Raw genomic sequence first — 20586 nt, forward strand, 5'->3', positions numbered from 1 at the left:
CTGTCCGCTTCGACCTGTCCGCTTCGACCTGTGGACGAGCGTGTGGACGGGGTGATCTCGTGGGCAGCCGGTCAGCCGCCCTGGCCGGCGCTGCCGATCGGGCCGACCCTCACCGGGGTGCCGGAGCCGTCCGTGACGGGCAGGGAGGCGGCGCCCGGCCAGTCGAGGGTGACCGACTTCGTCTCGTCCGGCGGGGTCACCACCAGCCCCGTGACGCGGACGCCGGAGCCGCCCGAGTCGTTGACCGGGTAGGTGACGGCGAAGGACACCGACTCGCCGTCCTCGAGGACGACGGAGGGCGACTGCTCACCGGTGCGCTCCGCGGACAGCGTGCCCGAGTCGGTCTTCAGGTCGACGCCCGCGTAACCCGAGATCGCGCAGTCCCGGCCGCCGCCGTTGGTGAACTCCACCGCGACGGTGCCGTCGGTGTCGCCGCCGACGGTGGCGTCCGTCGCCGTGACCTCCAGTTCGTCGGTGCGGCACTTGCCGATCTCGCCGCCCTCGTCGGAACCGGTTCCGGCGCTGGTGCCCTCCCCCGCGCCCGAGTCCTTCGCGCCCGAGTCCTTCCCGGCGCCCCGATCCGAGCCGCCCGAGCCCGAGCCGCCGTTCGAGGAGGACGGGGTGGACGCGGCGGGCGGGTCGCTCCGGCCCGTGGCGTCGTCGTCGTTCTGGCAGGCGGTGAGCGAGAGACCCGCGACGACGGCCAGGGCCGCGATGGTGATCTTGTTGACGCGCATGGTGTCTTCCTCGATGTCGGTCGGGTGCCGGCCCGTCGGTACGGGCGAGCGTCTCTGCACACCAAGAGCCGCCCGGTCCGATCCTGCGTTTCGCTCAACCACCTGCTAATACACCCCTGTTACAGACGGCGACGGGCACGGCGCACCCGTCGCCGGGCGTGCCCCGCGTCCGTACCGCACCGCCCCTCCGGTGTCTCCGGACGCCGTCCAACAGGGGAGACAAGGGCCGAGGGCGGTGCGGCGCACCGCGCCGGGGCACGCCGTCGGCCCGGCCGGGGCGGCGGTTCCCGCACCGCTTTGCGCCTGTCCGCGGCCGCCGTCCGCCGACACGGACCTGTGACCCGGCGGTCCTTGACCGCAGTTGGTGGCGTGCCCTTCCCGGCCCCTTTCCGCCGGCGCGGCTCAGGTGCCGGTCCTCTCGAGGCGGACGGCGCGGCTGCGGGCCACGAAGGGGCGGGAGAGGACCGTGACGGTGACGGAGACCGCTGCCAGGGCGGTGATCGCCGCGCCCGGGGAGAGGTACTGGGCGAGGCCGCCGGCGAGCGCGGCGCCGATGCCCTGCCACGTCATGCGTCCGGCGGACTCGACGCCCTGGACCTGGCCGCGGACCGGATCGGGCGTCAGCGCGAGGAGCCGCTCCTGCAGCGGCAGGGTGGCGGCGAACCCGGCACTGGCGACGAACACGGTGACCACCGCCACCGGCAGGGGAGGGTGGAGGACGAACAGCAGGTAGGGGGCGGCGAGCAGCAGGCGCAGGGCGAACGCGCAGCGGCGTCGCCGTTCGGCGGTGAGCAGCCGTCCGACGGCCAGGTCGCCGAGGAGCATGCCCGCGGACCCGGCGGCCAGGAGGACACCGGCGTGGTCGGGGGCGTAGGAGATGAAGAGGGCCTCGCAGCCGACGATCAGGCCGTTGGGGACCCACAGGTTCAGCAGCAGCGCGCGCGGGCCGGAGCGGGAGAAGAGCGCGGTGTTCGTCGTCCACGTCTCGCGCAGACCGGGGCGGCGGGGCGGACGGATCGAGCGTTCCCGGACGGTCGTCGCCACCACGGCCAGTCCGGCCGCGGTCAGGACCGCCGCCGTGACGAAGAGGCCCTGCGGGGTCAGGTACCGCAGCAGCACGGCGCCGAGCGCGTAGCCGAGGACGGCCGTGCCGCCCGCGGTGATGTTCATCAGCGAACGCGCCGGGACGTACGCGGAGGCGGGCACCACCTCGGCGAGCAGCCCCATCCGCGTTCCGGTCCCCAGGGACTGGAAGAAGCCCAGCAGCAACAGGAGCCCGAACCGGGCGGCCAGCGGCAGCCCCGGGACCGCCTGCGCGGCCACGCCCAGCAGCGAGACGCACTGGAGCGCGACGAGGGTGCGGCGGGGGCGGTTCCCGTCCGCGACCGACATCAGCGTCATCGCGCCGAGCACGGTCGCGAAGGTGGCGCCGTACATGCTCACGGCCGTCAGGAACGGGGAGCCGGTCCGCCGGTCGACCAGCGTGCCGAGGGCGAAGCCCGAGAGGGTGCCCGCGGCGACCGTGAGCGTGAAGCTCGCGTACAGGCCGGCGAACTCGCGGTTGCGGAGCAGGGCGCGGTAGCCGGGGGCGGTGGGGGAGGAGGTGTCGGAAGGCATGAGAAAAGCCTCCGGACCCCACCTACCGGGGCGCCGAAGGCCGACACGTACATCCTAGCGTCCTGTGCCCTCGTCCCTCAGCGGAATCCGTCGGCCGCCGGCGCCGGGCTCCTGCCGGGCGAGTGCCTCGGCCACCGCCCGGGCGAACGCCTCCGGGTTGTCCAGCATGATGTTGTGGCCGCAGTCGGGGACCGGGACCACCGAGACGCCCGCGGCCGCCAGCCCGTCCGCGCCGGGGAACGGTGCGTCGGCCCCGGGGAACAGGAACGTGCGGGGGACCGGCAGGGCGAGCAGGAGCTCGCGCATCGTCGGGGTCGTGCCGTCGACCAGGTGGGACGCGCTGCGGTGCAGGGCCTCCAGGCCCGCCAGGCGCATCGTCGACCACCAGTGGGCGCCCGCGCGGTCGCGGACCTCGCGCCAGCCGCCGGTGACGAACTCCTCCTCCGTGTACGCCGCGATGCCGCTGCTGCCGGGGGCACCGGGGACGCGGGGCAGCGGGTCGAGGTTGGCGTCGACCAGGACGAGCCGGGAGACCAGGTCGGGGTGGCGGGCGGCGAGCACGACGGCGACGGAGCCGCCCATGCTGTGCGCGACGACCTCGGCGCCGGTGACGTGCGCGGCGCGCAGGGCGGCGGCGAGGGCGTCGGCGTGGGCCTCGAGGGTGTAGGCGAAGGACGTGGGGCGGTCGCTGTGACCGTGGCCGAGCAGGTCGACGAGGAGCGAGCGGTGACCCGCGAGGAGGGGGTGGACGGCGGTCGCGGTGAAGTACGCGGGGGAGGTGGCGCCCAGGCCGTGGACGTAGACGCGGGCCGGGTCCCGGCCCGGCAGCTCGACCCAGCGGACGCGGTCGCCCTCGGCTGTCACGGCGGCACTGTGCACGGGCTGTTCCCCCTTCGGGCGGCTCCGCCGCACGGACCCGTGCCCGCGCGGTCGCCTCGACCCTATGGGCAGATGCGGGCGGTGTGAACGATCCCGGGCGGGACCACGGGCCGGTCCGGGGCCCGACTCCGCGTCGGCAAAGGCACGGGTGGGGCGGGCGTAGCGTAGGTGGTATGACGACGTACGGATCCTTTCCCGGCACGCGGCCCCGGCGTCTGCGGACCACCCCCGCCATGCGTCGGATGGTCGCCGAGACCCGGCTGCACCCCGCCGACTTCATCCTTCCGGCCTTCGTGCGCGAGGGCGTGAGCGAGCCGGTGCCGATCGCGGCGATGCCGGGCGTCGTGCAGCACACGCGCGACAGCCTGAAGAAGGCGGCGGCGGAGGCCGTGGCGGCCGGGATCTCCGGGATCATGCTCTTCGGCGTGCCGGAGGAGTCGAAGAAGGACGCCCTCGGGACGCCGGGGACCGACCCGGACGGGATCCTCCAGGTGGCCATCCGGGACGTGCGGGCCGAGGTCGGGGACGAGCTGCTCGTCATGTCCGACCTGTGCCTCGACGAGACGACGGACCACGGGCACTGCGGTGTGCTGGACGAGCAGGGGCGCGTCGACAACGACGCCACGCTCGAGCGGTACGCCGAGATGGCGCAGGTGCAGGCCGACGCGGGCGCCCACGTGGTCGGCCCCAGCGGGATGATGGACGGGCAGATCGGCGTCGTCCGCGACGCCCTCGACCAGATCGGGCGGGAGGACGTGGCGGTCCTCGCCTACACCGCCAAGTACGCCTCCGCCTTCTACGGTCCGTTCCGGGAGGCCGTCGCCTCCTCGCTGCAGGGCGACCGCAAGACGTACCAGCAGGACCCGGCGAACGTCCGCGAGTCGATGCGCGAGCTGGCGCTCGACCTGGAGGAGGGCGCCGACATGGTGATGGTGAAGCCGGCGGGCCCGTACCTGGACATCCTGGCGCGGGTCGCGGACGCGGTGGACGTGCCGGTGGCGGCGTACCAGATCTCCGGTGAGTACTCGATGATCGAGGCCGCCGCCGAGAAGGGCTGGATCGACCGGGAGCGGGCGATCCTGGAGACGCTGACCGGCATCAGGCGGGCCGGTGCGCGCAACATCCTCACCTACTGGGCCGTCGAGGCGGCCCGCATGCTGCGCTGACCGCGCGCCGAGGGACTCCGGCCCCGTCCCGGCCGGCGGGGGTGCCGTCGGCCGGGAGGGGCGCACGAGGCGGGGGTCCCGGTCCGGAGGGCGCGGGCCCGGACGCAGTGGTTACCGGGTCTCACCGAGCCTGACCAGCATCTTGCCCGTGTTGGCGCCGCGCAGCACGCCCAGGAACGCGTCGGGCGCCCGCTCGATGCCCTCGACGACGGTCGTCTCGGTGCGCAGGGTGCCGTCGGCGAGCCAGGGCACGGCCTTGGTGATCCACTCGGGGAACAGGTCCAGGTGGCGGCTGATCACCATCCCGCGGAGCGTGACCTCCTTGGCGGCCGCCTCGAAGAGGTTGTGGGGGCCGGGGACCGGTTCCGTGGCGTTGTACGTGCTGATCGCGCCGACCATCGCGATCCTGCCGTCCTCGCGCATCGCGCCGATGGCCGCCTCGAGGTGGTCGCCGGCCACCGAGTCCAGGTAGACGTCGATGCCCCCGGGGGCGGCCCGGTCGAGCTGTTCGGCCAGGCGGCCCCGGCGGTGGTCGACGGCCGCGTCGAAACCGAAGGCGTCGATGAGCTTCTCGGTCTTGAGCGGGCCGCCCGCCGAGCCGATCACCCGGGACGCGCCCAGCTTCCGGGCCAGTTGCCCGGCCACGCTGCCGACCGCGCCGGCCGCGGCGGAGACGAATACGACGTCGCCGGGGCGGACGGGGGCGGTGCGGGTCAGGGCGACGTAGGCGCTCAGGCCCGTGGTGCCGAGCGGGCCGAGGTACGCCTCCGGCGGGGCGAGGGAGGTGTCGACCACCGTCGCCGCCCCGGCGTCCAGCACCGCGTACTCGCGCCAGCCCAGGAAGTGCGAGACCGTCGCGCCGACCGGCACCGACGCGGCACGGGAGGCGATCACCTCGCCGATCGCGGCGCCCTCCAGGGGCGCGCCGATCTCGAAGGGCGCGATGAACGAGTGTCCTTCGTTCATCCGGCCGCGCATGTACGGGTCCACGGACATCCAGGTGTTGCGGACCAGGATCTCGCCCTCGCCGGGCTCGGGGACCCCGGTGGTGGCCAGCACGAAGTTCCCCGGCGCCGGTTCGCCCACGGGGCGGGCGGCGAGGCGGATCTCGCGGGAGGTGGTCGTGGTCGTTCCGGTCGTGGTCGTCCCACGGGAAGTCGTCGTCATGGGAGCAGCGTGCGAGGGGGCGCGCACGAACCTCTGACGGGCCGCTGAAGGACCGCTCACGGAGCGCGCACGCGCGGCCGACGGCACGCGTTAGCGTGAGGCATGCGTTTCGACGTGTTGGGGCCGTTGCGGGTGCGGACCGAGGGCGGGGGGCCCGTTCCCGTCGCCGAACCCAAGGTGCGGGCACTGCTCGCCGACCTGCTGGTGCACCACGGGCGTCCGGTGCCGGTGGACCGGCTGATCGACGACCTGTGGGGCGAGGACGTACCGGGGAACCCCGCCAACAGCCTGCAGACCAAGGTGTCCCAGTTGCGCCGTGCGTTCGAGCGGGCCGAGGACGGTGGCCGCGCACTGGTGGAGTACGGCCCGGCGGGCTACGCGCTGCGGGTGCCGGAGGACGCGGTGGACTCCGGGCGTTTCGCGCGGCTGACGGCCCGGGCGCGGCGGGAGGGCGACCCCCGGACGAGGGCGTCGCTGCTGTCGGAGGCGCTGGGGCTGTGGCGGGGCGCGGCGTTCGCCGACTTCCGGGACGCCGTCTTCGTCCAGGCCGCCGTCGCCGGACTGGACGAACAGCGGCTCACCGCACAGGAGGACCTCGCCGAGCTCCGGCTGGAACTCGGTGAACACCACGTGGTAGCCGATGAGTTGGGCCCGCTGGTCGCGGAACACCCGCTGCGGCAGCGGCTGCGCGGCGTCCACATGCGGGCGCTCCACCGGGCCGGACGGCAGAGCGAGGCCCTGGAGGCCTACCAGGACGTGCGGCGGCGGCTCGCCGAGGAGCTGGGCATCGACCCCGCACCCGAACTCGCCTCGCTCCACCGGGCGATGCTCCGGCAGGACCCGGGACTCGGGCCCGGCCCGGCGCCCGCCACCGCGGCCCGGCCGCGCACGAACCTGCCCGCGCCGGTGAGTTCGCTGGTGGGCCGGCGGGACGCGGTCGACCGGGTGTGCGAACTCGTCGGCGCGCACCGGCTGGTCACGCTCACCGGACCCGGTGGCGTCGGCAAGACCCGGCTGGCGCTGGAGGCGGCGGCCCGCCTGGCGGACGGCGACGCGTACGCCGACGGGGTCTGGCTCGTCGAACTCGCCGGAGCCGGCGGCGAGGTGGCCGAGACCGTCGCGGCCGTGCTCGACGTGCGCGACGACGCCGCGCCGGGGACGTCCGGCGGTGACGCGGGCGCGGGCGCGGGTGACGGCGCGGGCGACGGCACGTGCGGTGACAGGTGCGGCGACCCCGTGCCGGACCGGCTGGTCGAAGCGCTCAGGGCGCGTCGGCTGCTCCTCGTCCTCGACAACTGCGAACACGTCGTCGGACCCGTCGCCGCGCTCGTCGGCCGGCTCCTGCGCAGCGCGCCCGGCCTGCGGGTCCTCGCCACCAGCCAGGAACCGCTGGCCGTCCCCGGCGAGGTCCTGGACGACGTCGCGCCGCTGGCGGAGGCCGAGGCCATGGAGCTGTTCGCGGCGCGGGCCGCGGCCGCGGCGCCCGGCTTCGCGCTCGGGCCCGGGAACGCCGAGGCCGTCGCCCTCATCTGCCGGCGTCTCGACGGCATCCCCCTCGCCCTCGAACTGGCCGCGACCCGGGTCCGCGCGCTCGGTGTGCACGCGCTGGCCGCCCGCCTGCACGACCGCTTCCGGCTGCTCCACCAGGTCCGCCGGGACGCCCCGGCACGGCAGCGCACCCTGCGCGCGATGATCGACTGGAGCTGGGAGCTGCTGTCCCCGCCGGAACGGACGGTGCTGCGGCGGCTCGCCGTGTTCGCCGGGGGGTTCGCCCTGGAGTCCGCGGAGGCGGTGTGCGCCGTGCGCGACGCGGGGGACCCGGGGGACGGCGGTGGCGACGCGGACGTACGGGCCGAGGACGTGCTCGACGTCGTCACCCGGCTCGTCGACCGTTCCCTGATCGTCCCGGCGTACGGCGCCGACGGCTCCGGCGGCCCCGACGGTCCCCGCTACCGGCTGCTCGAATCGGTGGCCGCCTACGGTCTGGAACGGCTCGACGAGGCGGGCGAGACCAAGGACACCCTGCAACGGCACGTCCTCCACTACACCGGTCTCGCCGAGCGGGCCGCGCCCCTGCTGCACGGGCGCGACCAGCGCCACTGGCTGCACCGCCTGGACGCCGAGACGCTGAACCTGCGCGCGGCCCTCGACCGCGCCGTGACGGCCGGGGACCGCGGGCCCGGACTGCGGCTGGTCAACGCACTGACCTGGTACTGGTACCTGCGCGGGCGTTTCGGTGAGGCGGTCAGGTCGCTGCGGCGCGCGGTGGAGTGCGCGGACCCGGGAGACGCCCCCGCGGCGGGCCGCACACCGGGCACGACGGCGGCCCGCACCGATCCCGCCCTCGCCTCCGCCCGCGTCAGACGCGCCGTGTTCGCCCTCTTCACCGGGGACGCCCCGGCCACGGACGAGTCCTTCGAGGGCGCGGACGCCTGGGGCAGGTGGCTGCTCTCCTTCGCGCGCTGCGGCTTCGGCGGACCGGCGGAGGGCGGCGGTTCCTTCGACGCGCTGACCGCCGAGTTCCGGAAGGCCGGCGACCGCTGGGGCGAGGCCGCCGCGCTCAGCACGCTCGCCACCCAGGCGCTCTACGAGGGCGACCTCGAGGCGGTCCGGCGCCACGCCGGGGCGAGCGCCGCGCTCTTCGCCGAGGTCGGCGACCTGTGGGGCCAGTTGCAGGCGTCGGAGCAACTGGGCGTCGTGGCCGAGGTCACCGGCGACTACGCGGCCGCGGCCCGGCTCCACCAGGACGGCGTGCGCGGCGCCGAGGAGCTCCAGCTGTGGTCGCACGTCTCCTTCCGGCTGGCCAGGCTCGGCCGCGTCGCGCTGCTGACCGGCGACGACGCCCGTGCCACGGAGCTGCACGAGCGGGCCCGGCGGCTCGCCGTGGAGCAGTCGCACCGGACCGCGGAGCAGTTCGCCGAGAACGGTCTGGCCCTCGGCGCCCGCCGCCGGGGCGACCTCGACGCCGCCGAGGCGCTGCTGCGGCCCTGGCTCGAGTGGAACCGGCGCTTCGGCGTGGACGCGGGCGCCGCCTTGGTCCTCGCGCAGCTCGGCTACGTCGCCGAGCAGCGCGGCGACGCGCGGCGCGCCGGGGAACTGCACCGGGACGGGTTCGCCGCGGCGCACCGCAGCGGGGACCCGCGGGCGGTGGCGCTCGCCCTGGAGGGACTGGCCGGCGCGCGGGCGGCGGCCGGCCGGTCCGAGGAAGCCGCCTCCCTGCTCGGTACGGCGGCCGCCGTCCGGGACGCCGTCGGAGCGCCGCTGCCCCCGGCCGAACGGGCCGACGTGGACCGTGCGGCGGGGCGCGCCCGCGAGGCCCTGGGCGAGTCCGGCTTCGCGGCGGCGTTCGCACGGGGCCGGACCCTCACCGCCGGGGAACAGGTACGGCTGCTCGACGCGGTCGCGTCGTACGAGTGAGGCCGCAGAGGCCCACGGCCCGTCCCGGCCGGCGGAGGTGCGGCCGGCCGGGACGGGCGTGCGGGGGCTTCAGCGGAGCCCTCAGTAGAAGAGGGCGTGGTCCACGCTGGTCTGCCAGTAGGTGACCTTCAGGGCGTCGTCGACGTGGACGCCGCCGGAGGGCAGGCCCACGGTGGCGATCGAGCCGTCCTCGAACGGGATCGTGAGGGTGTTCACCGTGTGACCGTTCCCGGCGCTGCCGTCGCCGGCCGACAGCAGCACGCCCGCGTAACCGGACTTGCCGGGCTCCAGGGCCGTCAGGGCCTGCGGCTGGGTGTCCTCGATGACCGGCGGCACGGACTGGGCCTCACCGAACTTCGCCTGCGGGTAGGGGGGCAGGTAGCACGTCTTCGAGCCGGTGTTGGTGGCCGTCAGCAGCAGGTGGTTGAGCGGACGCTTCACGTTCGCGGCGGTGATCTTCACGTCGGACGCGGAGCACTTGCCGGGGATGCCGTCGTCCTGCTTGCCGGAGCCGGAGCCGGAGCCGGAGCCGGAGCCGGAGCCGGAGCCGGTTCCGCTTCCGGTGCCGTTCTCCTTGCTGCCGCCGGTGCCGGCGGGGGTGCCCTTCCCGGTGCCGGTGCCCGAGGAGCCGGACGAGCTGCCCTTGTCGCCCTGGGCGTCCGTGCCGTCCGTGCCGGTGCCGCCGGCCGTGCCGGCGGAGTCTCCGGTGGGCGGCTTCGCCTCGGCGGTGGCGGTCGTGGACGGGGCCGGGCTGTCGGCGCCCGTGTCCGACCCGCCCTCGCAGGCCGTCAGCGCCAGCGCGGCCAGCGCGACGGTGGACACGGCGAACAGGCGGGTACGGGCGGTGCGTGCGGACATGGTGAAGCTCCTTCGGAAGTGGCTGGAGAGTGACGGCCGCTCAACCGGTCGGCGGGAGCGGCTGCTTGGATGACCACAGCGTGCGACACGCTCCGTCCCGGTCACCAGCGATGCCGGGACATGCGGGACAATGGAATGCCGAAGACGGCTCTGAGCTGGGGGAACGTCGTCCCGCTGGGACGCGGTACGGGGATGCGGGGAGTGGGAGAAATGGTGGCGGGGGACGATTTCGCGGGGCTGCTGAGGGAACTGAAGGAGCGCTCCGGCCTCAGTTACGGGTCCCTGGGCAAGCGGTTGCACATGAGTGCGTCGACGCTTCACCGGTACGTCAGCGGAGAGGTCGTCCCGGTGGAGTTCGCACCGGTCGAACGCCTGGCCCGGTTGTGCCGGGCGACCCCCGAGGAGTTGCTGGAACTCCACCGCCGCTGGATCCGCGCGGACGCCCTGCGGGGCGTGAAGGAGGACAACAGGGCGAAGGGGGAGGACCGGCCGGCGGGTCGGCCCGCACCCCGGCCGGCGGCTCCGGCGGACGAGAGCACGTCCCCGGAGCCCGAACACCCGTCCCCGGCAGCCGCAGGCGGGCCCCCGGAGGCCGGAAGCGAACCCCTCGGCACCGAGGCCGAGTCGTCCGGCACCGGGGTGAAGTCCTCTGACGCCGCAGGTGGGTCTTCCGGTGCCGGGGCCGGGTCCTCCGGTGCCGCAGGTGGATCTCCCGGTGCCGGGGTGAAGCCTTCCGGTTCCGCGGGTGGGTTTCCCGGTGCCGGGGCCGAGTCACCCGTCCCCGCGAACGAGGCAGCCGCTGTCGGGACCGGGTCGCCCGGGGACGCGGCCCCCGACTCCGGAGGGGCCGCCGAGGAGCAGGTCGTCACCGTGGTCGGTGAGGTCCGCGGCGGTGCGCCGGTGGGTGGGCGCCGGCCGTCGCGGCGGGCCGCGCTGTACGCCGGGGCGGCCATCGCCCTCGTCACCGCCGTCGTGCTCGGCACGACCCTCCTCCCGGACGGGGACACCGGCCGGGACGGCTCCCCCGAGGCCGCCGGGGACGCCGCCTCCGTCTCGGCGACCGCGTCGCCGTCGGGGACCGCGAGGTCGGCCTCCCCGAGCGCGAGCGCGTCGGCCTCGCCGTCCGCCTCCGCCTCCGCCTCCGGTTCCGGTTCCGGGAAGGGCGAGGCGACGCCGGACGGCCCCGGGGCCGCCCGGGACGGGAAGGGCGGCGGTTCCGCCGGCCGGGACACCGCGGGACAGGGGGGCGTACCGGTCACCGTCCAGACCACGCCGTACTACTGGGACTCCCCCTGCGAGCACAGCTTCCTGGTCGACCGCAGCCCGCAGAACGTGCCGGAGCCGCCCCCGCAGCAGGACGCGGTCGGCTGGGCCGCCGGGCTCGACGCCGTCTCCGCCGACCGGCAGACGGTCGCGCTCACCCTGCAGGGCACGGGCGAGGAGACCGTCGTCCTCCGGGACCTGCACGTGCGGGTGGTGGGCAAGGGGGCACCGCTCACCTGGAACAAGTACGCGATGGGCGTCGGCTGCGGCGGCGAGGTGAACACCAAGGCGTTCGACGTGTCGCTCGACCTCGGCAACCCCCTGGCCGAACCGGTCAACGGGCAGCGGGACTTCCCCTACTCGGTGAACGAGTCCGATCCGGAGGCCTTCTACGTCACCGCGCACACCGGCGGGCACGACGTCCGCTGGTACCTGGAGCTCGACTGGTCCAGCGGGTCCCGGAAGGGCACGATCCGCATCGACGACCACGGCAAGCCGTTCCGCACCAGTGCCTCGGGGATCGACTACTACGGCTACATGCTCGGCGGCAGTTCCTGGGACCACTTCGAGGGCACCTGAGCCGGACGCACCGCCCGGTGTCCGGATCGCGGAAAGTCCCGTGTAGAGGGCATGCAGTTTCCCTAGGCTGCGGGCACGCGTCGTCCCGCTGCCGAAGGAGCCGTGTCATGACCGCCACCGAGCCCGCTCTCCCCGCCGCCCTCGCCGCCCCCACGCCGCCGCTCGCCGCGCGGGCGCGCAGCGTCGGCGGCTCGCCCGTGCGGGACATCCTGGCCGTCACCGCCCGCCCCGAGGTGATCAACTTCGCGGGCGGGCTGCCGGCGCCGGAGCTGTTCGACGCCGACGGCATCGCGGCGGCGTACCGGGCGGTGCTCGCCGAGGCGCCCGCGCGGGCGTTGCAGTACTCCACGACCGAGGGCGAGCCGGCGCTGCGGGCCGCGCTCGCCGAACGCACCGGCGCGCGCGGACTGCCCACCGACCCCGACGACCTGCTCGTCACCACCGGCTCCCAGCAGGCGCTCTCCCTCCTCGCCACCGCGCTGCTCGAACCCGGCGACACGGTCCTGGTCGAAAACCCCTGCTACCTGGCGGCACTTCAGGCCTTCGGGCTCGCCGGGGCACGGGTGGTCGCCGTGCCCGGGGACGAACGCGGGCTCGACCCCGAGGCGTTGGAGGACCTGGTGGTGCGGGAGCGGCCCAAGCTGCTCTACACCGTGCCCACCTTCCAGAACCCGACCGGCCGCACCCTGCCCGCCGCGCGCCGCGCCGCCGTGGCCGGGACCGCCGCCCGGCACGGGCTGTGGATCGTCGAGGACGACCCCTACGGCGAGTTGCGCTACGAGGGCGAACGGGTGCCGTGGATCGCAGCCCACCCGGGGGCGGAGGACCGCACGGTGCTGCTGGGCAGCTTCTCCAAGGTGATGGCGCCCGGACTGCGGCTGGGCTGGCTGCGCGCGCCCGCCGGACTGCGCCGCGCCTGCGCCGTCGCCAAGCAGGCCGCCGACCTGCACACCCCGACCGTCAACCAGCTCGCCGCGGCCCGCTACCTCGCGGACCACGACCTGGACGCCCACGTCCGGCGGGTCGCGGGCGTGTACGGCGAGCGCCGGGACGCCATGCTCGCCGGACTCGCCGCCGCGCTGCCGGACGGCTCGGCCTGGAGCCGGCCCGAGGGCGGCATGTTCCTCTGGGCCCGGCTGCCGGAGCCGTACGACACCACGGCACTGCTCCCGCGGGTGGTCCGCCGGGACGTGGCCTACGTCCCCGGCGCCCCCTTCTACGCCGCCGACCCGGACCGCTCCACCCTCCGCCTGTGCTTCGTGACGCAGACGCCGGAGGAGATCGCGGAGGGGCTGCGCAGGCTGGGGGCGGGGCTGCGCGGCGAAGGGACGCCGCGCCGGTGACGCGCGGGGCGGGCGCCGGCGGCACCGGACGGACCGGTGGGGATGGAGGACAGCTGTTGACCTACTGGCCCCCTACGGTCCTTCCATGACCGCTTCCTCGCACACCTCCGCCCCGTCCCTCCCCGACGAGCACGCCGAGCTGCTGCGGGCGCTCGCCGAGCAACGGGAGCTGCTGCTGATCACCTTGAAGGGGATCAGCGACGCGCAGGCCCGGGAGCGGACGACCGTGAGCGAGCTGACGCTCGGCGGGATCCTCCGGCACCTGGTGCAGGGAGAGGAGGCGTGGACGCGGATCATGGCCGGGGGCGACGGGGAACTGCCCGACGGGATGCTGGACATGGAGCAGTACCGGATGGGGGAACGGGACAGCCTCGCCGGGCTGCTGGAGCGGTACGCGGCGGCGGCCCGGGCGACCGAGGAGGCCGTGGGCGGCGTGGGGGACCTGGGGCGCCGGGTGCCGCTGCCGGTGACTCCGTGGTCGCCGCCGGAGCGCCAGTTCTGGTCCGTGCGGCGGATCCTGCTGCACCTCGTCCGGGAGACGGCCCAGCACGCCGGGCACGCGGACATCGTCCGGGAGGCGCTGGACGGGGCGAACACCACCGCTCAGCGCTGAGCCGGGGGGCGGCGCACGGTCGCCTCGAAGCACTCCCGCCCCTGCTCCCCCGCGGGACGGAAGCAGGCCCGCACGACGGTGCCCGGCGTCGTCGCCGTCATGGGGGTGTAGAGGTAGGCCTTCGCGTCCAGGGCGTCCGTCACCTCGGCGGAGCGGGTCGGGCCGGGTGCGGTCAGCTCGACGCGGTCGCCGATCCCGGCGCCCCACATGCGGGCCCAGCTCGCGGCGCACCGGGGGCTGTGGCGCAGCTCCAGCCGGGCGCCGGCGACCGTGCGGTGCGTGGTGAGGGTGTCCGGTCCGATGCCGCAGAGCATGTTCATCGGATCCTTGCCCGCGCAGGAGGAGCCCCGGCAGCGGGGCGGCGGCAGGGCGGTCCGGGAGGCCGGGGGCGTGCGGGCCGTGTCGGCGGGCCGGTCCGGCACCAGCAGGGTGGTCGCGGTGACGCCCGCGGCCAGGAGGGCCAGCACGGCCGCGACCACCGCCGCGGTGCGCCACGGCCGGATCCGGTTCGTCCCTTCGGGTGGCGGGGGGACCGGCGGGGTGACACGGGGCCGTGCCGGTGCGTCCGGCGGGGCGTGGGCGGCGCGTCCGCTGCTCGCCGACTCCGCGATCTCCCACAGCGCCAGGCAGCGCCCCTCCGGCTCGCCCGCCAGGCGGCACAGCTCCCGCACGGCCTCGCGGGGCGGCAGCGTCTCGCCCTTGAGGTAGCGGCCCCAGGAGGACCTGCTGAAGGGGGTGCGTTCCTCCAGGCCCGTCAGGCTCAGACCCGTGCGCTGCCTCACCTCCCGCAGGGCGGCGGTCAGTTCCGCGCGCTCCGGTGACGGCGTCATCCTCGCAGGGCTCCCCAGGTGTGCGGGCCGACGATGCCGTCCACGACCAGGCCGGCCCGCTTCTGCAGCCGTTTGACGGCCCGCTCGGTCCGCGGGCCGTAGATGCCGTCGACGTCGCCCGGTGCGTACCCCGCCCGGCGCAGCAGGCACTGTGCCTCGGCGACCTCCGCCCCGGCGTGGCCGTTCAGCAGGATCGCGTCCCGGGTCCGGCTGAGCCCCGCGTACCAGCGGCCGCCGATCCGCTCGACGCGGCAGGTGTACGAGGGGGCCGACGGCGCGGACGCGGCCCCGGCCGGCGCGGCCGACGACACCGGTGGCGGCTGTGCCCGGCCTTCGCCGTCCCCGGTGAGCCGGACGACCAGGACCACCGCCGAGGAGGCCGCGAGGAGGAGCGCCACGACACCGGCGACGACCGCGACCCGGAGGGAACCACGGCGTCCGGGCCCCTCCGGCACGGTCGTCGTCCCCGCGGTCGCCTCCGCTTCCGCTGCCGCCGCCGTGGCCTCCGGCGCGGCGCCGGCGGTCACCGTGGTCGTGTGCCCGCCCGTCCACGCCGCCGCCGCGACCTCCCACAGCGCCAGCAGCCGGGTCGGGTCCTCCCCGGTGACCGACGCGACCGCCTCGACGGCCTCCCTGGGCGGCAGCGACCTGCCACCCAGGTACCGCTCCCACGACGACGTGCTGTACCCCGTCTTCGCCGCCAGTTGACGCATGCTCAGCCCGCTGTGGTCCTTCAGCCGGCGCAAGCACACCACCAAGTGCCGCACCCGTGGATCGAGTTCCGCGGGCAGCACCTTCCAACGCGACATGTTTCCCCCACTCGCGTCCGTGGTCCCGTCCCCCCGTCGCATTCTGCAACAGCATCCACGGGCCACCCGGGACGGCGGTTCCCGCACCCGTACCGAATCGGCCACCGCCCGCCGTACCCGTCCCGCGGCACCGTCCCGGCGGGACGGGACACCGCAGGTCAGCGGGTGGGACGTCCCGCGGTGACGTCACTTCCGCGGCAACTGTGGCGCCCCCCGCCGCCGACTTCGCATGCTCGTCTCGCCAGCCGGCGGCACGGACCGCCGCCCGACCCAGAGCGAGAGGGAAACGCATGCGACCGAACATCTGGACCAGGACCCTCGTCAGCGCCGGCGCCGTCGTCGGCCTCGCCGCCGGAGGCCTCGCGACCGCGGGGACCGCCTTCGCGGGGCAGGACGCGAAGCCGGCCGTGAGCTCCGAGGCCTCCGTCCTCGCGGTGAACAACCTCGGCCTGAACACGGCCCGGGCCAAGAACTGGCAGTGCTGGCTGCACGACATGGGGTACAACCCCGGCACGGTCGACGGGCAGCTGGGCGGCAGGAGCTGGAAGGCGGCGCAGGCCATGTTCAACGACCTGGGCCTCGGCGCGGGCACCGAGGACGGGATCGTCGGCACCAGGACGATCCGGGCGCTGCAGCGCTACCTGAACGACTGGGGCTTCGACGCCGGCCCCGAGGACGGGATCGCCGGAACGAGGACCAAGAAGGCGTTCTGGGACTTCAACGCCACCGGCTGCTGAGCCGGCCCGACGCACCGCACACACGCCGCGGCCCGTCCTCCCACCGGGGGAGAGGACGGGCCGCGCGCGTGCGCACCGGTGCGGGTCTCAGAGCCGCTCGGGCGTCCGGATGCCCAGCAGGCCCATGCCCTTGGTCAGGGTGCGGGCCGTGAGGTCGCACAGGAACAGGCGGTTCTCCACCTGCGCCGGCGAATCCGCCTTCAGCACCGGGCACCTGTCGTAGAACGACGTGTACAGCGACGCCAGCTGGTACAGGTACGCCGTCAGCTTGTGCGGGGCGTACTCGGCCGCCGCCTCGAAGACCGTGTCGCCGAACGCGTCCAGGTGCAGGCCCAGGGCCCGCTCCGCCGCGTGCAGCTCCAGCTCCGGGTGGGCCGCGGGGCGGACCTCGCCGGCCTTCCGCAGGATCGACTGGATACGGGCGTACGCGTACTGGAGGTACACCGAGGTGTCGCCGTTCAGCGAGACCATCTGGTCCAGGTCGAACTTGTAGTCGCGGCTCGGCGACGTCGACAGGTCCGCGTACTTCACCGCGCCGATGCCGACCTGCGCGGCCCGCTCCCGGATCTCGTCCTCGGTGAGGTCCCTGGCCTTCTCCCGCACCACCTCGGCGGCCCGCTGCACGGCCTCGTCCAGCAGGTCCTCCAGCCGTACGGTCTCGCCCTCACGGGTCTTGAACGGCTTGCCGTCCGCGCCCAGCACCGTGCCGTAGCCCATGTTGTGCGCGGTGACGTCGTCGTTCAGCCAGCCGGCCCGGCGGGCCGTCTCGAAGACCATCTTGAAGTGCAGCGACTGGCGCACGTCGACGACGTACAGCAGGGTCGTCGCGCGCAGGCCGAAGACCCGGTCGCGGATCGCGGTCAGGTCGGACGCCGCGTAGCCGAAACCGCCGTCGGCCTTCTGCACGATCAGCGGGACCGGCTGGTCGTCCTTGCCGCGGATGTCGTCGAAGAACACCACGAGCGCGCCCTCGGAGCGCACCGCGACGCCCATCTCCTCCAGCAGGCGCGCGGTCTCGGGCATGCCCTCGTTGTACGCCGACTCGCCGACGATCTCGTCGTCGCGGATCTCCATGTCGAGCTTCTCGAAGACGGAGTAGAAGTAGACCTTCGACTCGTCCACGAACTGCTGCCACAGCTCGAGGGTCTCCTTGTCGCCGGACTGCAGGGCGACGACCCGCTTGCGCGCCCGCTCCTTGAACTCGTCGTCGGAGTCGAAGAGCGCGCGCGAGGCCTTGTAGACCCGGTTCAGGTTCGACATGGCCTGCTCGCCGTCGACCTCGGAGGCCGGCGCCAGCTCGCCCGGGTGCTCCAGCAGGTACTGGATGAGCATGCCGAACTGGGTGCCCCAGTCACCGATGTGGTGCCGGCCGATCGTCTTCTCGCCGGTGAAGTCGAGCATGCCGCGCAGGGCGTCGCCGATCACCGCGGAGCGCAGGTGGCCGACGTGCATCTCCTTGGCCACGTTCGGCTGGGCGTAGTCGATCACCGTGGTGCCGGGGTTCCCGGCCAGGGGCACGCCGAGGCGGCCCGTGTCGTCCGCGTACCGCGCGGCCAGGTTCTCGGTGATCGCCCGGTCGGCGATCGTGAGGTTGAGGAAGCCGGGGCCGGAGACCTCGACGTCCTTGATCACCTCGCCGGTGGCGAGGCGGGAGACGACCTCGGTCGCCAGCTCCCGCGGGTTCGCCTTCGCCTTCTTGGCCAGCGCGAGGATGCCGTTGGCCTGGAAGTCCGCCCGGTCGCTTCGTCGCAGCAGCGGGTCCGCGCCGACGGCCTCCGGCCGGGTGGCCGAAAGGGCGGACGCGAGCTGCTGCCGGACGGAGTCGCTGAGGGACGTGACCGAGGCCATGGAGTGGCTGCCGTTCTCTCGGGTTCGTGGACTACTGCGGAATCCGAGTATCCCACGCGGTGAAAAGCGGTTTTCGCGGATGCGGGCGTGCCTGGGAGAATGGAGCGGTCAGCCGTGCGACCGTACCGGCTGCCCCAGCAGAAAGAAGGACGTGCCGATCGTGGCTCAGAGCACCGAGACCACCGACTGGGTCTCCCGTTTCGCGGATGAGGTCATCGAGGAGTCGGAGCGTCGGGCCCCGGGCAAACCGGTCGTCGTCGCGTCCGGGCTCTCCCCCTCGGGCCCGATCCACCTGGGCAACCTCCGCGAGGTCATGACCCCGCACCTGGTCGCCGACGAGATCCGGCGGCGCGGGTACCAGGTCCGGCACCTGATCTCCTGGGACGACTACGACCGGTACCGCAAGGTCCCGGCCGGCGTCGCCGGCGTCGACGAGTCGTGGGCCGAGCACATCGGCAAGCCGCTCACCTCCGTCCCGGCGCCCAGGGGCTCCGCGCACCCGAACTGGGCCGAGCACTTCAAGGCCGCGATGATCGAGTCGCTGGCCGAGCTGGGCGTGGAGTTCGACGGGATCAGCCAGACGGAGCAGTACACCTCCGGCGCCTACCGCGAGCAGATCCTGCACGCCATGAAGCACCGCGGCGACATCGACGCCGTCCTCGCCCAGTACCGGACCAAGCCGAAGCCCGCCGACCAGAAGAAGCAGCAGGCGAAGCAGAAGCCGGTCGACGAGGCCGAGCTGGAGGCCGCCGAGGGCTCGGGCGCCGCCGCCGAGGACGACGGCAGCTCCGGCACCGGCGGGTACTTCCCGTACAAGCCGTACTGCGGCAACTGCGAGAAGGACCTGACCACCGTCACCACCTACGACGACGACTCCACCGAGCTGACGTACGCCTGCACCGCGTGCGGCTTCTCCGAGACCGTCCGGCTCAGCGAGTTCAACCGCGGCAAGCTGGTCTGGAAGGTCGACTGGCCGATGCGGTGGGCCTACGAGGGCGTGGTCTTCGAGCCGAGCGGCGTGGACCACTCCTCGCCCGGGTCGTCGTTCCAGGTCGGCGGGCAGATCGTCGGGATCTTCGGCGGCAAGCAGCCCATCGGGCCGATGTACGCCTTCGTCGGCATCAGCGGCATGGCCAAGATGTCGTCCTCGCGCGGCGGCGTGCCCACGCCCGCCGACGCGCTGAAGATCATGGAGCCGCAGCTGCTGCGCTGGCTGTACGCCCGCCGCAGGCCCAACCAGTCCTTCAAGATCGCCTTCGACCAGGAGATCCAGCGCCTCTACGACGAGTGGGACCGGCTCGACGCCAAGGTCGCCGACGGCTCCGCGCTGCCCGCCGACGCCGCCGCGCACTCCCGCGCGGTGCGCACGGCGAGCGGTGAGCTGCCGAGGACGCCGAGGCCGCTGCCGTACCGCACGCTGGCGTCGGTGGCCGACATCACCGCCGGCCACGAGGACCAGGCGCTGCGCATCCTCAGCGAGCTCGACCCGGCGAACCCGCTCGCCTCGCTCGACGAGGCCCGGCCGCGCTACGACCGGGCCGAGGCGTGGATCAACACCCACGTCCCCGCCGACCAGCGCACCGTCGTCCGCGCGGAGCCCGACGCCGAGCTGCTGAAGTCGCTCGACGAGCAGGGCCGGGAGTCGCTGCGGCTGCTGCTCGACGGCCTCGCCGAGCACTGGTCGCTGGACGGGCTCACCCACCTCGTCTACGGCGTGCCCAAGGTCCAGGCCGGCTTCTCCGCCGACGCCACGCCCAAGGAGCTGCCGCCGGAGATCAAGACCGCCCAGCGGTCGTTCTTCGCGCTGCTCTACCACCTGCTGGTCGGGCGCGACACCGGCCCGCGTCTGCCCACGCTGCTGCTCGCGGTGGGGCAGGACCGGGTGCGGACGCTGCTCGGGGAGTAGACCGGACGGAGAGGCCCCCGTGCGGAGGCGCACGGGGGCCTCTCCGTCCCTCCTACGCGATGTGGTCCTCTTCCAGTTCCGCCGAGTGGCGCTTCTGGAAGCGTTCCGCGAGGGCCTTCAGGACGCCCGGGCTCAGCGTCGTGCCGTAGGTCGCCTGGATGTTGTCGCCGAGGACGCGGGGCGTGGGATAGCTGCCGTCTATCGACTGGCGGAACACCTGGTAGTACGCCTCCTCGTCCGGCTCGGCGCCCGGCGCGCCGCCGCCCTCGCCCAGCTCGCGGGTGCGGCCCGGGCTCACCGGGATGGGGAAGCTGCCGGTCTCCTCGGGGGAGGGCTCCTGCACGGGGGGCTCCTCCTGGTACTGCTCCCGGTACTCCTCGGCCTGCTGCTGCTCCGCGATCCACTGGGCGTACGCGGCGTCCGGGTCGTAGGTGGGGTCGTAGTCGCCGTGGTACTCCACGGACTGCGGGTCGCGGGCGTGCAGCCAGGGATTCTGGTCCGGGACGGGCTCCTCGTGCGGCACCGGCTCCGCGTCCCGCCGGTTGCCGACGAGTTCGGGACGCTGCTCGACGGGCGGCACCGCGTTCTGCGGAGCGGGGGTCTCCGTGCGTGGCGCCGGGGGTATCAGCGCCGGCTCTATGCCCGCCGCCGCCAGGCCCGCCGGGGCGGTCTCGGCGAGGGGGACGCCGTACTTGGCGAGGCGCAGCGGCATCAGGGCCTCCACCGGGGCCTTGCGGCGCCAGCCGCGGCCGAAGCGGGAACGCAGGCGGGCCTGGTAGACGAGACGTTCCTGCTCCAGCTTGATCACCTGCTCGTA

The 20586-nt window shown here is 74.5% G+C and carries 15 protein-coding genes and 1 pseudogene; 7 read left to right on the forward strand and 9 right to left on the reverse strand.

Translation table 11 applies throughout. The features are described 5' to 3' along the window. Positions 1–71: 71 nt before the first annotated feature. The 3 genes from FHS37_RS36930 to FHS37_RS36940 form a co-directional block, all read right to left on the reverse strand. Entirely contained in the window at positions 72–737 is a 666-nt protein-coding gene (locus FHS37_RS36930; protein ID WP_184829396.1) for a DUF4232 domain-containing protein, read from the reverse strand. A 402-nt stretch (positions 738–1139) separates the two neighbouring features. Further along, positions 1140–2354, reverse strand: coding sequence for an MFS transporter (locus FHS37_RS36935; protein ID WP_184829398.1), 1215 nt, complete (start codon positions 2352–2354; stop codon positions 1140–1142). Positions 2355–2408: 54 nt separating this feature from the next. After that, on the reverse strand, positions 2409–3233 hold the full coding sequence (locus FHS37_RS36940) for an alpha/beta fold hydrolase (protein WP_184829400.1): 825 nt from the start codon (positions 3231–3233) through the stop codon (positions 2409–2411). Positions 3234–3406: 173 nt separating this feature from the next. On the opposite strand from FHS37_RS36940, the gene hemB reads away from it, so the two are divergent. After that, positions 3407–4399 carry a porphobilinogen synthase gene (gene hemB, locus FHS37_RS36945; protein WP_184829402.1) on the forward strand — a complete coding sequence of 331 codons (993 nt, stop codon included), beginning with the start codon at positions 3407–3409 and terminating at the stop codon, positions 4397–4399. 111 nt (positions 4400–4510) lie between these two features. Here hemB and FHS37_RS36950 read toward each other — a convergent pair whose 3' ends face one another. After that, positions 4511–5566 carry an NADP-dependent oxidoreductase gene (locus tag FHS37_RS36950; protein WP_184829404.1) on the reverse strand — a complete coding sequence of 352 codons (1056 nt, stop codon included), beginning with the start codon at positions 5564–5566 and terminating at the stop codon, positions 4511–4513. A gap of 102 nt (positions 5567–5668) precedes the next feature. Between FHS37_RS36950 and FHS37_RS36955 the strand changes: the two genes are divergently transcribed. Beyond that, a complete protein-coding gene (locus FHS37_RS36955; RefSeq protein WP_184829406.1) occupies positions 5669–8983 on the forward strand; it encodes an AfsR/SARP family transcriptional regulator in 3315 nt (1104 codons plus the stop codon). Between the two features lie 81 nt (positions 8984–9064). On the opposite strand, the gene FHS37_RS36960 is transcribed toward FHS37_RS36955, so the two are convergent. Further along, positions 9065–9841, reverse strand: coding sequence for a DUF4232 domain-containing protein (locus FHS37_RS36960; protein ID WP_184829408.1), 777 nt, complete (start codon positions 9839–9841; stop codon positions 9065–9067). A gap of 135 nt (positions 9842–9976) precedes the next feature. Between FHS37_RS36960 and FHS37_RS40705 the strand changes: the two genes are divergently transcribed. From FHS37_RS40705 to FHS37_RS36975, 3 genes are all read left to right on the forward strand, one after another. Then, a complete protein-coding gene (locus FHS37_RS40705) occupies positions 9977–11683 on the forward strand; it encodes a helix-turn-helix domain-containing protein (protein ID WP_268254618.1) in 1707 nt (568 codons plus the stop codon). 107 nt (positions 11684–11790) lie between these two features. Continuing rightward, entirely contained in the window at positions 11791–13026 is a 1236-nt protein-coding gene (locus FHS37_RS36970; RefSeq protein WP_184829410.1) for an aminotransferase-like domain-containing protein, read from the forward strand. Positions 13027–13111: 85 nt separating this feature from the next. Then, complete coding sequence (locus FHS37_RS36975) at positions 13112–13639, forward strand: mycothiol transferase (RefSeq protein WP_184829412.1); 528 nt, start codon at positions 13112–13114, stop codon at positions 13637–13639. Here FHS37_RS36975 and FHS37_RS36980 read toward each other — a convergent pair. Next, the gene (locus FHS37_RS36980; protein WP_184829414.1) at positions 13630–14469 is read right to left on the reverse strand and encodes a helix-turn-helix domain-containing protein; all 840 of its coding nucleotides are present in this window, start codon (positions 14467–14469) and stop codon (positions 13630–13632) included. The two genes, FHS37_RS36975 and FHS37_RS36980, sit on opposite strands and share 10 nt — an antisense overlap. Then, the gene (locus FHS37_RS36985) at positions 14466–15278 is read right to left on the reverse strand and encodes a peptidoglycan-binding protein (protein ID WP_184829416.1); all 813 of its coding nucleotides are present in this window, start codon (positions 15276–15278) and stop codon (positions 14466–14468) included. The genes FHS37_RS36980 and FHS37_RS36985 overlap by 4 nt, the downstream gene beginning before the upstream one ends. Positions 15279–15568: 290 nt before the next feature. On the opposite strand from FHS37_RS36985, the gene FHS37_RS36990 reads away from it, so the two are divergent. Further along, positions 15569–16015, forward strand: coding sequence for a peptidoglycan-binding domain-containing protein (locus FHS37_RS36990; protein ID WP_184829418.1), 447 nt, complete (start codon positions 15569–15571; stop codon positions 16013–16015). Positions 16016–16102: 87 nt separating this feature from the next. Here FHS37_RS36990 and argS read toward each other — a convergent pair whose 3' ends face one another. Next, positions 16103–17863, reverse strand: a complete 1761-nt coding sequence (gene argS, locus FHS37_RS36995; protein WP_184829420.1) for an arginine--tRNA ligase — start codon at positions 17861–17863, stop codon at positions 16103–16105. 151 nt (positions 17864–18014) lie between these two features. On the opposite strand from argS, the gene lysS reads away from it, so the two are divergent. Continuing rightward, positions 18015–19769, forward strand: a complete 1755-nt coding sequence (gene lysS / locus FHS37_RS37000) for a lysine--tRNA ligase (protein WP_184829422.1) — start codon at positions 18015–18017, stop codon at positions 19767–19769. Between the two features lie 52 nt (positions 19770–19821). Here lysS and FHS37_RS37005 read toward each other — a convergent pair. Then, positions 19822–20586: pseudogene (locus FHS37_RS37005) on the reverse strand (DUF2637 domain-containing protein); the annotation flags it as partial.

Origin of the sequence: Streptomyces griseomycini, assembly GCF_014203535.1 — a bacterium.
GTDB lineage: Bacteria > Actinomycetota > Actinomycetes > Streptomycetales > Streptomycetaceae > Streptomyces > Streptomyces griseomycini.

Bases quoted from the DNA above. Each gene is read 5' to 3' on its own strand.
- FHS37_RS36960 (WP_184829408.1), bottom strand. From the start codon at position 9,841: ATGTCCGCACGCACCGCCCGTACCCGCCTGTTCGCCGTGTCCACCGTC.
- FHS37_RS36935 (WP_184829398.1), bottom strand. From the start codon at position 2,354: ATGCCTTCCGACACCTCCTCCCCCACCGCCCCCGGCTACCGCGCCCTG.
- FHS37_RS36990 (WP_184829418.1), top strand. From the start codon at position 15,569: ATGCGACCGAACATCTGGACCAGGACCCTCGTCAGCGCCGGCGCCGTC.
- FHS37_RS40705 (WP_268254618.1), top strand. From the start codon at position 9,977: ATGCCGAAGACGGCTCTGAGCTGGGGGAACGTCGTCCCGCTGGGACGC.
- argS (WP_184829420.1), bottom strand. From the start codon at position 17,863: ATGGCCTCGGTCACGTCCCTCAGCGACTCCGTCCGGCAGCAGCTCGCG.
- FHS37_RS36980 (WP_184829414.1), bottom strand. From the start codon at position 14,469: ATGACGCCGTCACCGGAGCGCGCGGAACTGACCGCCGCCCTGCGGGAG.
- FHS37_RS36955 (WP_184829406.1), top strand. From the start codon at position 5,669: ATGCGTTTCGACGTGTTGGGGCCGTTGCGGGTGCGGACCGAGGGCGGG.
- FHS37_RS36930 (WP_184829396.1), bottom strand. From the start codon at position 737: ATGCGCGTCAACAAGATCACCATCGCGGCCCTGGCCGTCGTCGCGGGT.
- FHS37_RS36975 (WP_184829412.1), top strand. From the start codon at position 13,112: ATGACCGCTTCCTCGCACACCTCCGCCCCGTCCCTCCCCGACGAGCAC.
- FHS37_RS36985 (WP_184829416.1), bottom strand. From the start codon at position 15,278: ATGTCGCGTTGGAAGGTGCTGCCCGCGGAACTCGATCCACGGGTGCGG.
- FHS37_RS36970 (WP_184829410.1), top strand. From the start codon at position 11,791: ATGACCGCCACCGAGCCCGCTCTCCCCGCCGCCCTCGCCGCCCCCACG.
- FHS37_RS36950 (WP_184829404.1), bottom strand. From the start codon at position 5,566: ATGACGACGACTTCCCGTGGGACGACCACGACCGGAACGACCACGACC.
- hemB (WP_184829402.1), top strand. From the start codon at position 3,407: ATGACGACGTACGGATCCTTTCCCGGCACGCGGCCCCGGCGTCTGCGG.